Source organism: Haloferax volcanii DS2 (assembly GCF_000025685.1).
Lineage (GTDB): Archaea > Halobacteriota > Halobacteria > Halobacteriales > Haloferacaceae > Haloferax > Haloferax volcanii.
The window spans coordinates 386,686-400,456 of record NC_013964.1; the positions used below are offsets into that span (position 1 = coordinate 386,686).

A 13,771-nucleotide genomic window follows, 5' to 3' on the forward strand; every position below is an offset into this window, starting at 1 on the left:
GACACCTGTTTTCGCTCCCGCACTGACGCCCGTTTTCACTCCCGCACCGATTCCTGCGTTCACTCCCGAATTCACTCCGCGTCGCCCGCCGGGCCGAGGTCAGTCGGGAAGCCGTTGGGGACCGACGGCGGACGCTCGCACTGCGCCGAAAGTTCGACGTACGCGCCCTCCTCGGCGGACTCGCGGATGCCGTCCATCGCTTCGAGGACGTGGAACCCGAGGTCGCCGCTGGTCCGGTGGTCCCAGTCGGAGTCGAGCGAGTACGCGAGGTCGACGAGGCCGAGACCGCGCTGTTGGCCGGGGTGGTCGCGCTCGACGGAAATCTCGCGCCACTCGCCGCCGTCGTCGCTGAGGTGGACGCGGGGCGTCCCGTCGAACCGGTTGGGGTCGGTGACGCTCAGCGTCCCCTCGGTGCCGTATATCTCGAATCCCGGTAGTTCTGACCCCCACACGTCGAAGCTCGTCAGGAGCGTCCCCGTCGCGCCGCTTTCGAAGGTCACGACGGCCGTCTCGTGGGTCGGCACCGACACCGGAATCCGCTCGCCGCGGCGCGGTTCACTCGTTATCTCGCGCTCTGCGAACGGCGTGTTCGCGGTCCCGGCGACCGACCGAATCGGGCCGAGGAGCGTCACGAGCGACGTGAGATAGTACGGCCCCATGTCGAAAAGCGGACCGCCGCCTTCCGCGTAGAAGCCGTCGGGGTCCGGGTGCCAGTGCTCGTGGCCGTGGTTCGACCAGAACGCCGTCGCGCCGACGGGGTCGCCGATGCGGCCCTCGTCGATGAGGTCGCGACAGGTCTGGATTCCGGTGCCGAGAACGGTGTCGGGCGCGACGCCGACGGTCAGTCCGCGCTCGTCGGCGGTCTCCAGAATCGCCTCGCCTTCGGCCTTGGTCGCCGCGAGCGGCTTTTCGGTGTAGGCGTGCTTGCCCGCTCGGAGGGCAGCGGACACGAGGTCGCCGTGGGTGCCCGCCGGCGTGAGCACGACCGCCACGTCGATTACGGGGTCGGCGAGCAGGTCCTCCGTCGCGAGGACGCGAGGCACGCCGTACTCGTCCGCCTTCGCCTCCGCGCGGTCCGCGTCGAGGTCGGCGCAGGCGGCGATGTCGAGGGCATCGAAGCGGTTCCCCGCCTCGAAGTAGACATCGCTGATAGCTCCACAACCGATGATACCGAGAGTCACGCGCTCCATACCGGGGCGACGCGGGAGAGGCCCAAATAGCTGTTGCCGGGCGCGGGCGCGAAGGGGTCGTCGGTCAGGGAAGCGCGCTCAGTCGTCCGCGTCTTCGAGGTTGCCGAGGCCGCCGATAGACGACACCGACACCCACTCGCCGCGGCTGTCCGATACCTCGGCGGCGAAGACGATGTCCAGTCCTTTTCTGGCCGCAGCGGGTGAGACCATCGGCGGTCGCCCCTCGGAAACGGCCGCGACGAAGTCGCGTATCTGGGCGACGTGCGGGCCGTCGGGGCGGGGTTCGGGGAGTTCAACGGGCTGTTGTTCCCCGTTCACTTCGAACAGTTCGACGCCCGTCTCAGTGACACGAAGCGTCCCCTCGGTTCCGTTGAATTCGAGGCTGATGGGCTGTTGGGGCCGCGTCGCCGTCGTCGCCGACACCTGCCCGAGCGCGCCGCCCTCGAATCGGAGGGAGAGCGCGGCCGTGTCGGGGGCGTCGATGTCGTGGTACAGCGCGTCGCCGGTGCCCGCGACCCGTGACACGTCGCCCGCGACCCACTGGAGCAGGTCGATGCCGTGGAGCGCCTGCGTGAACAAGACGCCGCCGTCGAGGTCCGCGCTCCCGTGCCACGAAGACACGTCGTAGTACGAGCGGTCGCGGTGCCACTTCACCCGCACGTCGGCGAACACGAGTCGTCCGAGCCGGCCATCGCGGACCATCTCGCGGGCGAACTGCATCGTGGGGAACAGCCGCCGTTGGAGGATACAGGCGAGGGTGACGCCCGCGTCGCGGCAGGCGGCGACCATGTCGTCGACACGGTCGGGCGTGATTTCCAGCGGCTTCTCGCAGAGCACGTCGATGCCGTCTGCCGCGGCGTCGACGACGATGTCGCGGTGGGCACCGTTGGGCGTGCAGACGCAGACGGCGTCGAGGTCGGCGTCGGCTAACAGGGCGGCGTGGTCGGTGTACGACGGACAGCCGTATGTCTCACCGAACGAACGAGCGGTCTCCGCGGTGTGGTCGGCGCAGCCGACGAGGTCCGCGCCGTCGACGGCGGCGAGCGCTTCGGCGTGGGACCGGCCCATGCTCGAACAGCCGACGATACCGACCCGAACCGGCGTCTCGGTCATCGGCGCTCACCGTCGGACGAGAGAGTGGCTGTGACTGTGACTGTAGGCGTCATCGATTCGAACGTCAGCGGGCGGCGTGATAAGCGTTTACGAGCGGGGGTCGGGGTCGCGCAGTCGTGCGGTCGCGCGGCCTCACTCGGGCGAGAAGCTCTCGGTGAGCGTCCGCCCGACGAGTCCGGCGGCGACGAACGCGAGGACGCTGGTGCAGACGAACGCCGTGGCGTAGTCGAACCGGGTGGCGAGCACGCCGACGAGAAGCGGTCCGAGAACGCCGCCGAGACCGCGGGCGGTCGAGCGAAGTCCCATCAGTTCGGACTCGCGGTCGACCGGGGCCACGTCGGCGACGAAGGCGATAGTGCCCACGGTGAGCATGGAGAACGTCACCGCGTGGACGACGAAGGCGGTGCTGCTGATACCGATGCGGGCGAGCTGCCCGTCGGGGACGAGCGCGAGCACGACGACGAGCGCCTGCACGCCGCTGCCGGCGAGTCCGCCCACGATGAGCTTCTTCCGGCCGATGCTGTCGCTCAGGCGACCGAAGCTGTACATCGAGACGACTCGGACCGCGGGACTGACCGCGAGCACGGCACCCATGACGACGTTCGAGAGCCCCACGTCGGCGACGAGGAACACCGGAACGACCGAGATGAAGCCCTTCTCGGTCATGTTCCGGAGGACGATACCGACGTACAGCCAGCCGAGTCCGGTCCGCTCGAACAGTTCCCGCCGCGCGCCGCCGGGGAGGAGTCGCCCGCGGACTTCCCCAAGGAGTCGACCCGTGGTCAGCGTCTCTTCCGACGGCGGCGTCGGGTCGGCGATGCGGAGCGTGAGGAGCGTCGCCACGAGGCCGAGGCCGACGACGACGAGATAGAGGTCGGTCGGCACGAGCAGGCCGACGAGATAGCCGACGAACAGCCGACCGCTGATAGCCCCGCTAGAGCGGGCGCTACTGTAGAAACCGATGGAACGTCCGCGCTCCGACTCGCCGCCCGACTCGCTCACGATGGTGAGAATCACCGACTGGAAGCCGGCGGTGAACACCGCGAAGAGGCCACGACAGGCGATTTGGAGCGGGACCGAGGCGGTCACGGTCAGCGGGGCGATGGCGAGCGTCGAGAGGAACGCGGTCCCGATGAGTATCGCTCGCCGCCGACCCGTGATGTCGGCGATTGCGCCCCAGACCGGGGCGAACACGAACAGTCCGAAGGAGAACGCCGCGTACGCGAGGCTCACCGCGAACGGCGACCCCTGTTCTCCGATGTAGAGCGCCATCGCCGTGCCGAAGAGCGACCCACACGCGACGCGAGAGATACCGATGAGCGCGAGTGCGCTCCGCTGCCCTCGACTCGCTGGTCGAGCCTGCTGATTGACTACCACTACGACTCGGTGTGACACTACCACCCAATAAAGATTGGCGAGCCGGAAGGCGATGCGCCGAGGACGGCGGCGCGAGACTCGATGCGACCGTCAGGTCGACGGGCCGGCGCGGGCGATGGAGAACTCCGTGAGTCCGTGTCGCTCGGCGCACGTCCGGTCGCCGTCGGCGACGGCGAGAAGATACGCTTCGAGGTCGTCCGCGTCGGTCTCGCGGGCGTCGAGGTCGATATCGTCGGGGACGGCCGCGAGCGTGTCCGCGTCGCCCGAGAGTTTCACCACCGGAACGATGGGATGGCCGGCGGGCGTCCCCTGTCCCGTGACGTGGAGGACGAGGTGCGCGCCCGCGGCGGCGAGGCCGGTCGCGGCCTCCTCGACCCGAGAGGGCGCGTCGAGCAGCGTCACCGCGCCGGCGGCGGCATCGGCAGCGTCCGTTTCATCGACTCGTTGGCCGTACGCCGCGACTCCCGTGACCGGCGCGTTGCCGAGGAATCCCGTCGCCGCGTCGAATCCACGGGCCGCCGCCTCCGTTCCGATGCGCGTCGCCCTCGCGGGGCGGCCCGCCGCGTCGAGCAGTCGGTCGGCGTGCCGTCTGGTCGAGTCCGCGAGGTCGTCGACGACGACGCCGACCGTGAGGTCACCGAGGGTCGCCGTCTGTTCGTCGGCTGTCGCGGTCGCCCCGTCCGTCCCCTGAGCGGCGGCCGACTCCCGGAGGTCGGCGACGGCGGCCGTGCCGCGGTCGACGCAAGCGTCGGTCCCCCCGGCGTCCTGTATCGTGAGTTCGCGGACTGGAAGCCCGCGTTCTTCGACCGCCGCGGCGACGACGTCGCTCCGGACCGTCTCGCAGCCGAGGCCGACGACGACCGTACCCGCGACGTTCGGGTTCCCGGCGAGGCCGACGAGCGTCCGTTCGGTCGGGTCGGCGGTGGCCCGCGAACGAGTCTGGGGTGACTCGGCGGCGGTCCGGGTGTGGGTTCCGGGTCATCGCTCCACCTCCGCCGCCACGTCGCCGCGGCCGCGGGTGCTCTCGCAATTGTGCGTGTGGACCCACTCACCGGCCGCGACAGCCGCCGTGGTCCGCCCGATGACCTCACCGTACTTGCGGACCGTCTCGCCGGCCGGCAGCGGGTCGAGGGCGAACTTGTGGCCGAACGGAACGTCGTCCGCGAGCGTCACCGTCCGGTCTCCGTCGCGGACCTCGCGCCCGTCGTCGAGGTCTCCGAGCGCCGTCGCCACGCTGTCGCCGTCGGCCAGCACGAGGGCGGCCCCGTCGAGGACGCGGCCCTTCATTTGCCCCGCACCTCCGCGAGTTCGCGCGGGTGGACCTCCGTGATGGCGAACTCCTCCATCCGGCGCGTCTCGGCCCCGGTTCGCTTCCCGTCGGCGACGGCGAGCACCTCGTCGAAGACGCGCTCGCCCGCCTCGGAAATCGTCGCGTCGCCCTCGACCACCGCCCCGGCGTTCACGTCCATGTTCGACCGCATGCGCTCCCACGTCCGGGGATTTCCCGTGACCTTCACCACGGGCGCGACGGGGTTGCCGGTGGTGCTCCCGCGCCCGGTGGTGAAGACGATAATCTGCGCGCCGCCGGCGACCTTGCCGACGACGCTCTCCACGTCGTAGCCCGGCGTGTCCATCAGGACGAGGCCGCCGCCGACCGGCAGGCGCTCGGCGTAGTCGACGATGCCGCGCACGGGGGTCGTCCCGCCCTTCGAGATGGCTCCGAGGCTCTTTTCCTCGATGGTCGTGAGGCCGCCCTCCTGATTGCCGGGCGAGGGCTGTGCGCCCCGGAGGTCGACCCCTATCAGGTCGGCGGTCGCCTCGCGGCGCTCGACGCGGTCGAGCAGTCGGCGGCGGGTCTCCTCGTCGACGCATCGCTCCGCGAGGACGTGTTCCGCGCCGATGAACTCCGGCGTCTCGCTGAACGAGGCGGTTCCCCCGGCCGCGACGAGACGGTCGCAGGCGTCGCCGACGGCGGGGTTGGCGGCGATGCCCGGGGTGGCGTCACTCCCGCCGCACTCGACGCCGACGACGAGTTCGCTCGCGTCGGCCGACTCGTGGCGGGCGTCCGCGGCCGCCTCGTTCAGCGAGTCGAGGGCGGTGCGCCCGCGCTGGAGGGCCGCGGCCATCCCGCCGACCTCGCGGACCGAGAGCGTCTCGACCGGCTTGCCGTCTCGGGCGATTCGGTCCGCGAGGTCGGCGGCGTCGATGTCCTCGGTTCCGAACTCGACGACGAGCGCCGCGCCGACGTTCGGGTTGCGCCCGACGCCGACCAGCACCCGCTCGGTCTGCGCTCGCGCCTCGTCCGGTTGGTTCGCTCCCATCTGGTGCGGCGTCGCGCGCGCCCACGCCCCCGCCTCGGCCGCGATACCGCGGGCGACGCAGGACGACGCGACCGAGGTCGGAAGGACGGCGACGTGGTTTCTGACCCCGATGCGGCCGCTCTCCCGGCGGTAGCCGGTGAACTCTCGTCTCATACCACGCGATTCGGTAGCGCCCGACAAAGTGGTTTCGTCGGGTGCGGGCGGAACGCTCTTGCGGGCGGGTCGAGTGAGTGAGACGTATGCGAACCTACGAGGTCAGCCGCATCGACGCGGACAGGGTGGTCCCGCTGACCGGCGCGGTCGACGGGACGGTGTGGGAGCGGGCGAACGTCGCCCGACTGGACGAGTACGCGTGGGGCGACGAACCCGGCCCGGAGACGACGGTCAGGGCGCTGTTCGACGCGGAGGCGCTCTACCTGCAGTTCCACGTCGAAGACGACGAGATAACCGCCGACGTGACGGAGTTGAACGGTCCGACGTTCGAGGACAGTTCGGTCGAACTGTTCGCCACGCCGTCCCCGCCCGACGACGGCTCGCCGGGGCGGTACTGCAACTTCGAGGCGAACTGCTGCGGCACGTTCAAACTCGCGTGGCAGGAGCCGAACTGGCGCGAGCGCGACATCGGCCGCGACCTCGTCTCGGCGACCGACGCGGCGGCCGTCGAGGTGGAAACGTCCGTCCCCGGCCCCACGAAAACCGCGTCCCCGGACGACGACGCGTGGTGGCTCGCGGCGCGGCTCCCGCGATCGACGCTCCAGTCGTTGACCGGCCTCCCGCTCGAACTCGACTCGGAGACGGTCTGGCGCGGGAACTTCTACCGGAGCGGTCTGCCCGACGCGCAGAAGGGGACGTGGAACCGAATCGAACTGCCGGAGCCGACGTACCACTCGCCGGCGTACTTCGGGCGCATCGAGTTCGAGTGAGCGGTCGCCTCGGGCGGGTGCCCCAGACGGTCGTGCCGAGCAAGCCGTGGTGGCACCGAAACGACTTTTCGCGCGGGAACTGAACGACAGCCCATGCAGCAGCCGTCCGCGTTAGTCATCGGAGAGACGACCTTCTCGTTCCACGACTTCGAGGAGATGCGACCGCACATCGAGTCCGCCATCGGCGACGCCGCCGAGGTGACCGCGACGACCGACAAAGACGCCCTCGCCGACCTCGCGGGCTACGACCTCGTCGTGGACTACCTGACGGACGCCACCCTGACACCCGAGCAGTTAGACGGTCTCCTCAGTTTCGTCCGCGACGGCGGAGCCTATCTGGGTCTCCACTGCGCCGCCGACCTCATCAACGTCCACGACGGCGACGGCGGCCTCGACAAACGCGACGAGCCGTTTCCCGACCTCCGCGACCTCCTCGGCGGTCACTTCCTCACTCACCCCGAGCGCTCGACGTTCGGCGTCGAAATCGTCTCCGACCACGCCGTGACAGACGGCGTCGGCGGCTTCGAGGTGTTCGACGAGCCGTATCAGGTCGACGTGGACGACGATGTGACCGTGCTCGCGCGCATGGCCCACCCCGACCTCACCGACTACCCGGTCGCGTGGGTCCGCGAGTACGGTTCGGGCCGAGTCTGTTACGCGTCGCTCGGCCACACCGCCGAGGCCTTCGAGAACGAGGACTACCGGCGACTGCTCCGCAACGCCGTCGGCTGGCTGGTCCGCGACTGAGCGGAGCGCTCGCGCGTCACCGCGTGAACGTTTATCGCGGTCGGTTCCGAACGTCGGGGCATGAACCTTCGAGCCGCCGACCTGACCGTGTTCGTGTTCGTCCTCGGCGTCATGCTCTCGGGAATGTGGCTAGCCCAGCAGTTCGGCATGGTGTGGTCGCCGACGCTGTTCGCCATCGTCGCCGTCGTAGCGGCCGTCTGGACGGCGTACTACCGGTTCGGGGTAGAACCGCGAATCGATGCGAGCAGAGGAGACGACGACGACAACCAGCAGGAACCCGGCGTCAGCGACGGCGCACAGGAGTGACCGACTAACCGCATCAGCCGGTGTCGGCGACCGACGCTCCGACTCGTCCCGCCGCGCTACCGCTCGCTGAAGTACGGAATAATCTCGTTTTCGTAGTGCCGCATCGTCTCCTCGTAGTCGCCGACGGGGATGAGAACGAGGTTGTCGACGCCCGCGTCGCGGAACGCCTCGATTCGCTCGATGACGCGCTCGGGGTCGCCGGCGACGCAGATATCGTCGACGGCCCCGTCCGGGATGCGCTCGGCCGCCGCCGACAACTGACGCTCCTGTTCCTCGTCGAACGCCATCTGCCACATGATGGGCGTCGACTCCGCGATGTCCTCGTAGCCCATGTCGGCGAGGAGCGGCGGTCGGAGCGCGAGGTTCACGCGGTTGCGCTCGATGCCGGCCGCGCGAGCCTCGTCGCCGTCCTCGGAGACCGTGGTCGGAACCATCACCGCGCGGTCGATGGCGTCGGGGTCGCGGCCTCGGTCCGCGGCCACGTCGAGGACTTTCCGAAGGTCGGCCGCGTACTCGTCGGGCGAGTAAATCCACGGGAACCAGCCGTCGGCGACCGCGCCCGTCAGACCGCGCATGCTCTCGCCGTAACCGCCTATCCAGAGCGGCGGGCGCGGCTCCTGTGCGGGATTCAGCCCCATGTGTGCCTCGTCGAGGTCGAAGTAGTCGCCCGCGAACGAGAACGGCTCGTCAGTCGTCGAGTTCCACAGGCCGTCGATGACGGCGACACACTCCCTGAACCGGGTGTACGGGTCGTCCCAGTCGATGTCCGAAATCGGCGCGAAGTTGAACGCCTCGCCGGCCCCGATACCGAGACCGGCGCGGCCGTCCGTCATCCGGTCGAGCGTGGCCGTGACGTGCGCGAGTTCGGTCGGGTGGCGGCGCACCGAGTCCGCGACGCCGGGCATGAGGGTCACCTCCTCGGTGCGCTGGGCTATCGCCCCGAGGACGGAGAACGCCTCCCACGGCGGGTCCACCAGATACTCCTCGGAGCCGGTCGGGTGAAACAGGTGGTCCGGAACGGTGACGGTGTCGAACCCGGCCGTCTCGGCTCGGACCGCTCGCTCGATGGTTTTCTCGACGTTTCCGTAGCTGACAACTTGACAGCCGAGGCTCAAACCGCGGCTATTGGCGCTCGACATCGCGTGTACCGACTGAACGGCGGGATAAATAGCTGCCCCCGAAAGCGGGGAAGTGACGTGTTCGGGGGGTCGAAACGCCGACTTACGCCCGCAGGACCGACGCGTCGAGGTCGTAGTCCGTGAAGTACTCCCGCTCTAGTTCGACGAGTTTCGCGAACAACTCCTGTGCCTCGTCGCGCGAGACGGTGACGAGCGGTTCGTTGAGGAACGCCTGAAACGCGAGGTCGAGGTCGCCCTCGAAGCCCGCGCGGACGAGCGTCTCCTGATTCGTGACGTGGGTTTGCACCATGCTCTCGACCTCGTCGGGCAGGCCGCCCGCACAGAGGGGCGTCACGTCGTCGCCGGAGAGGAGCGCGTTCGTCTCCACCACCGCGCCCTCGGGGAGACCGTCGACCTGCCCCTCGTTGGGGTAGTTGAGGTGCGTGACGAACGTCCCCTCGCCGGAGAGCGCCCGCATGATGTCGACCGCCTCCTCGCCGGACTCGCGGAACTCGAACGCCGCGTCGCCTTCGAGGTAGCGCTCCATCTCGTCCGGACCCTCGTCGTCGGAGACGCGGGCCGAACTCGGCGTGAGCCGGATGCCGTAGCGCTGGATTTCCGCCGGCTCGTCGATGCTCAGATACCACGGGACGAACTCCACGAGGTGACGGTCGCCCGCCGCGCCGAGGACGCCGAAGCGGTCGTAGAGGTCGAGCGCGACTTCCTCGTTGTTCACCCAGTAGGACTCGGCGTCGAGGTCGCCCGACTCGCGGTCGAAAAGCGGCTTCCGGCGGTCGAGTTCCTCGTCGAGGTACTGGAACACGTCGCGGTCGCGCCACCGCGCCTCGTCGACCCACGTGAAGTGGTTGACGCCCTTGACGTTCACTCGAACCTCGTCGCGGGCGACGTCCTCGGCCTCGTCGATGTAGCGCTCCGCCATGTCGGCAAACAGCTCCTGCGTCTTGAACACCTCGTGGCAGAGCCCGATGGCGTTGATGTCGGGGAACTCCTCGTAGAGCGCCCGCGTGCAGACCGTCATCGGGTTGGTGTAGTTGATAACCCACGCGTCCGGGCAGCGCTCGCGGACCGTCGCGGCGATGTCGCGGTACTGCGGAATCGCACGCAGCGCCCGAATCGCCCCGCCGGGACCGACGGTGTCGGCGACCGTCTGATAGATGCCGTACTCCTGTGGCACGTCGATGTCGTGGACGAACGTCTCGCCCGGCGGGTCCTGAATCGAACAGATGACGAAGTCGGCCCCGTCGAGCGCCTTGTCCATGCTCCGGGTCGCCTCGAACGACCAGTCACCGGCCGCCTCCTCGCGGTCCATCACGCGGTTGCCGAGGAGGGCGTTCTTCGACGCCATCTCGTAGTTCACGTCGTACAGCGTGACGCTCCCCGCGAGGTCAGGACACTGCGCGAGGTCGTTGATGAGCGTGTGGGCCCACCCCTGACTCCCGCCGCCGATGTAGCCGATGTCGATGGTTCGGGACGAACCCGACGGTACAGGCTCCGCCTGCTCCGACAGCTGATACATGTGATAACATATGACGAATCAGGGTCGCAAATAGCTGTCGTTTCGGGGGGTCCGGATGCTCCGTCACTCGGTCAGGATGGTGACCGGTCCGTCGAAGTTGAGGACGACGCGCTGTGCGGTGTCCCCGAACAGCGCCTTTCCGGTCGGCGAGCGCTGTCGGCCGGCGACGTAGACGTGGTCACAACCGCGCTCGGCGGCGACGCGAATCACCTCGTCCGCGAACTCGCCCTCCTCGGCCACGACGGTGACGGCGTCGTACTCGACGGTTCCGTCCACCGACTCGAACGCCTCGTCCGCTGCCTGCGACGCGAATCGGGTGGCGACCTCCCGCGCGGAGTTCGACTCCAGCGGCGTGTTGGCGGCGTCGCTCATCGCCTGCAACGTCTCGGCGTTCTCGACGATTTCGTCCTCGGTGATCCGCGTGAGGAGTACGAGCGGCGTGTCCGTGCCGGCCGCGATTTGCCCCGCCTCGGCGAGGAGGCGCTCGTTGGAGTCCGTACTGTCGACTACCACTAACGATGACTGCATACCGGTACCACGGTGCTTTGACGCATAAAACTATCCCGCGAGTCGGAACAGCGCGGGGTCGGTTCGGCGGCGCGGTGAGGAAGGAGACGAGCGGGCGAACGGCCCGATTCAGTTGTCGGCGCGGTACCGCTCGACCGCGTCTTCGTCGATTTCGACGCCCAGTCCGGGGGCCTGTGGCACGTCCACTTCGCCGCCGGTCGGGTCGAACGGCGACTTGAGAATCTCGTCGCGGAGCGGGTTCTCGCTCCGGTCGAACTCGACCAGCATCGGGTCCGGGACGTGCCGCGTGTGCGGGTAGTCCGAGACCGAGGCCGCGAACTGGACCGCCGCGGCGAGGCCGACAGCGCTGTTCCAGACGTGCGGCCGGACCGCCACGTTCTCCGTGCTGGCGAGGTCGGCGATGCGACTCGCCTCCGAGAGCCCGCCGCACCGACCGAGATTGGGCTGGGCCACGTCGACCGTCCGGTCGTCCACGAGACGCTTGAACTCGAAGCGGCCGTAGTGCGCCTCGCCGGCCGCCAGCGGCACGTCGACGCCGCGTTTGACCTCGCGGTAGCCCGAGAGGTTCTCCGGCGGGACCGGTTCTTCCATCCACGTGATGTCGAACTCCTCGATGGCCTTCGCGGTTCGGATCGCCTGTCGCGGCCGGTAGTTCCCGTTGATGTCGACCATCAGTCGCGCGTCGTCGCCGAGGAGTTGGCGGGCGGTTCGAACCCGCTCCACGTCGGAGTCCGTGCCGGTGCCGATTTTTATCTTGGCCGCCGAGAAGCCCTCGTCGACGGCGTCTCGAATCGGCGCGGCGATGTCGCGGTCCGCCTCGGTGAAGTACATCGTCGAGGCGTAGGCCGTGAGCGTCTCGCGGGGCGTCCCGCCGAGGAGCCGGTGGACGGGCTTGCCGGTCGCCTTGCCGACGAGGTCCCAGAGAGCCACGTCGATGCCGCTGAGGGCGCTCTGGACGAAGACGCTCCCGCCGAAGTGGTACGGGTCGGTGTACGACTCCTCGGCGAGCCGTCGCACGTCGAAGGGGTCCATGCCGACCACGTCGTCGCGGAAGAACTCGTCGACGACGGGCGCGATAACGCTTCCCGGGGCGAACGCCTCGCCCCAGCCGACCTCGCCGGTGTCGGTGTCGACGCGGATGAGCGTCGTCGCCCTGTCGTGGCCGAACCCGCGCGCGTCGCCGAGACCCTGCCCGTCGGGCAGGCGGTGCGATATCGGGATGACTTCGATGTCGGTTACGTGCATGAAAAGTGTACCACGGAGAGACGCATTATAGCTTGTGCAGACGGCGAACGCGGCGAGACAGACGGGACGAAGGCGGCGAGTCGCTTCGAACCGTCGACTCAATCCTCGTCGTAGTGGAACTCGGTCCACGGCCCGTCGCGGAACGGGTAGTCGTCGAGCGCGTCGAAGTTCACTTCGATTCCCAGTCCCGGCTCGTCGGACAGCGAGAGGACGCCGTCCTCGACGGCGGGTTGGCCCTCGATGATGTCGAACGCGAGGTCGAAGGGGTACATTCCGGGGTCGGTCTCGGCGTCGAGGAGCGGGTCGTCCTCGAAGACCGGGTATTCGAGGAGCGACACCTCGGGCGCGGCCGCGACGAGGTGCGCGTTGGCGAGCAGGCCGACCCACGTCCCGAAGTTGTGCGGGACGAACTCCACGTCGCGGCCGACGCAGGACTCGACCGCGGGGCGACAGCCGGTGTAACCGCAGTGGTGGCGAACGTCGCCCTGGAGGAAGGCCACCGCACCCGTCTCACCGAGCGCGACGAGTCCGTCTGGCGTCGGTTCGCTCTCGCCGCCGGCCAGCGGCGCGCCCGTCGCCGCGAGGTCGACGTAGCCCGCGTGGTCGTCCGGCGAGACCGGCTCTTCGACCCAGTAGCAGTCCCGCTCGGCGGCGAAGGTGACGAGGTCCTCGACCGTCTCGCGGTCGTAGCCGCCGCGAATCTTCCACCACGTGTGCACGTCGAGCATCACTTCCATCTCGCCCGCGACATCAGAGAGCAGTTCGATGGTCCGGCGGTCCCCGTCGGGGCCGATGCCCGGTCGGTACTTGTAGCCGAAGAAGCCGAGGTCGCGGATGGTCGCCGCCTGCTCGGCGTAGCCCTCGGGTTCCATGTACATCCCGGCGCTCGCGTACAGGGGCATCTCCGTCGTCGGGTCGGTGCCGTAGTCGTCGGCGAGCAGTTCGTAGATGGGCGCGCCGACCTGCTTCCCGCGGATGTCGTACAGCGCCACGTCGAGCGCCGAAATAGCCTCGTGGCGGAGTCGGTCGGGCAGGTCGGTGTCGCGGAGTATCGCGTGGGCGTCTTCGACTTCCTCGATTGGCTCGCCTTCGAGCGCGTCGGCGACCGCACCGTTTACCACGTCCGCGAAGGTCCCCTGCGAGTCGCCCTCGAAGTACTCCCGCATCGCGGAACTGCTCGCTCCCGCGGTGGCGATGCCGCGGGTGCCGTCGGCCGATTCGACGACGACGAGCACCACGTCGCGTTTGAGGAGGCGACGGGTGCCACCGTGGAAGGGGCGGTCCTGCGGCGGTTCGATGGGTGACGAGAGAGCGTAGCCGCTGATAGTCGCGATTCGCATATCTCAACAGACTCGGCCATCACGAT

The 13,771-nt window shown here is 69.0% G+C and carries 14 protein-coding genes and 1 pseudogene; 3 read left to right on the plus strand and 12 right to left on the minus strand.

Annotation, left to right across the window (positions count from 1 at the left end):
- Positions 1-71 precede the first annotated feature (71 nt).
- The 7 genes and pseudogenes from HVO_RS01600 to HVO_RS01630 all read right to left on the minus strand — a co-directional run bounded on the left by HVO_RS01600 (position 72) and on the right by HVO_RS01630 (position 6,154).
- Positions 72-1,190, minus strand: coding sequence for a Gfo/Idh/MocA family protein (locus HVO_RS01600; RefSeq protein ID WP_004041209.1), 1,119 nt, complete (start codon positions 1,188-1,190; stop codon positions 72-74).
- 78 nt (positions 1,191-1,268) lie between these two features.
- A complete protein-coding gene (locus tag HVO_RS01605) occupies positions 1,269-2,303 on the minus strand; it encodes a Gfo/Idh/MocA family protein (protein ID WP_004041208.1) in 1,035 nt (344 codons plus the stop codon).
- Positions 2,304-2,435: 132 nt separating this feature from the next.
- A complete protein-coding gene (locus tag HVO_RS01610; protein ID WP_081442863.1) occupies positions 2,436-3,620 on the minus strand; it encodes an MFS transporter in 1,185 nt (394 codons plus the stop codon).
- Between the two features lie 150 nt (positions 3,621-3,770).
- The gene (locus tag HVO_RS21160; protein ID WP_309139227.1) at positions 3,771-4,451 is read right to left on the minus strand and encodes a UxaA family hydrolase; all 681 of its coding nucleotides are present in this window, start codon (positions 4,449-4,451) and stop codon (positions 3,771-3,773) included.
- Positions 4,437-4,547 (minus strand): annotated as a pseudogene (locus HVO_RS21165) (UxaA family hydrolase); the annotation flags it as partial. The gene HVO_RS21160 and the pseudogene HVO_RS21165, both read right to left, overlap by 15 nt.
- Positions 4,548-4,658: 111 nt before the next feature.
- Positions 4,659-4,967 (minus strand): UxaA family hydrolase, encoded by a 309-nt coding sequence (locus tag HVO_RS01625; RefSeq protein WP_004041204.1) that lies wholly within the window; start codon positions 4,965-4,967, stop codon positions 4,659-4,661.
- On the minus strand, positions 4,964-6,154 hold the full coding sequence (locus HVO_RS01630; protein ID WP_004041203.1) for a UxaA family hydrolase: 1,191 nt from the start codon (positions 6,152-6,154) through the stop codon (positions 4,964-4,966). Before HVO_RS01630 ends, HVO_RS01625 begins: the two co-directional genes overlap by 4 nt.
- An 86-nt stretch (positions 6,155-6,240) precedes the next feature.
- Between HVO_RS01630 and HVO_RS01635 the strand changes: the two genes are divergently transcribed.
- The 3 genes from HVO_RS01635 (at position 6,241) to HVO_RS01645 (ending at position 7,977) form a co-directional block, all read left to right on the plus strand.
- A complete protein-coding gene (locus HVO_RS01635; RefSeq protein ID WP_004041202.1) occupies positions 6,241-6,924 on the plus strand; it encodes a carbohydrate-binding family 9-like protein in 684 nt (227 codons plus the stop codon).
- A gap of 93 nt (positions 6,925-7,017) precedes the next feature.
- Complete coding sequence (locus HVO_RS01640; RefSeq protein WP_004041201.1) at positions 7,018-7,671, plus strand: ThuA domain-containing protein; 654 nt, start codon at positions 7,018-7,020, stop codon at positions 7,669-7,671.
- A 60-nt stretch (positions 7,672-7,731) separates the two neighbouring features.
- A complete protein-coding gene (locus tag HVO_RS01645) occupies positions 7,732-7,977 on the plus strand; it encodes a hypothetical protein (protein WP_004041200.1) in 246 nt (81 codons plus the stop codon).
- A 56-nt stretch (positions 7,978-8,033) separates the two neighbouring features.
- On the opposite strand, the gene HVO_RS01650 is transcribed toward HVO_RS01645, so the two are convergent.
- The 5 genes from HVO_RS01650 to HVO_RS01670 all read right to left on the minus strand — a co-directional run bounded on the left by HVO_RS01650 (position 8,034) and on the right by HVO_RS01670 (position 13,745).
- Positions 8,034-9,116 carry an LLM class flavin-dependent oxidoreductase gene (locus HVO_RS01650; RefSeq protein WP_004041199.1) on the minus strand — a complete coding sequence of 361 codons (1,083 nt, stop codon included), beginning with the start codon at positions 9,114-9,116 and terminating at the stop codon, positions 8,034-8,036.
- A gap of 82 nt (positions 9,117-9,198) precedes the next feature.
- Positions 9,199-10,632, minus strand: coding sequence for a family 4 glycosyl hydrolase (locus HVO_RS01655; protein WP_004041198.1), 1,434 nt, complete (start codon positions 10,630-10,632; stop codon positions 9,199-9,201).
- 63 nt (positions 10,633-10,695) lie between these two features.
- Complete coding sequence (locus HVO_RS01660; protein WP_004041197.1) at positions 10,696-11,145, minus strand: universal stress protein; 450 nt, start codon at positions 11,143-11,145, stop codon at positions 10,696-10,698.
- A gap of 123 nt (positions 11,146-11,268) precedes the next feature.
- Positions 11,269-12,405 carry a mandelate racemase/muconate lactonizing enzyme family protein gene (locus HVO_RS01665; protein WP_004041196.1) on the minus strand — a complete coding sequence of 379 codons (1,137 nt, stop codon included), beginning with the start codon at positions 12,403-12,405 and terminating at the stop codon, positions 11,269-11,271.
- A 98-nt stretch (positions 12,406-12,503) separates the two neighbouring features.
- The gene (locus tag HVO_RS01670; RefSeq protein ID WP_004041195.1) at positions 12,504-13,745 is read right to left on the minus strand and encodes a mandelate racemase/muconate lactonizing enzyme family protein; all 1,242 of its coding nucleotides are present in this window, start codon (positions 13,743-13,745) and stop codon (positions 12,504-12,506) included.
- Between the last annotated feature and the right edge of the window lie 26 nt (positions 13,746-13,771).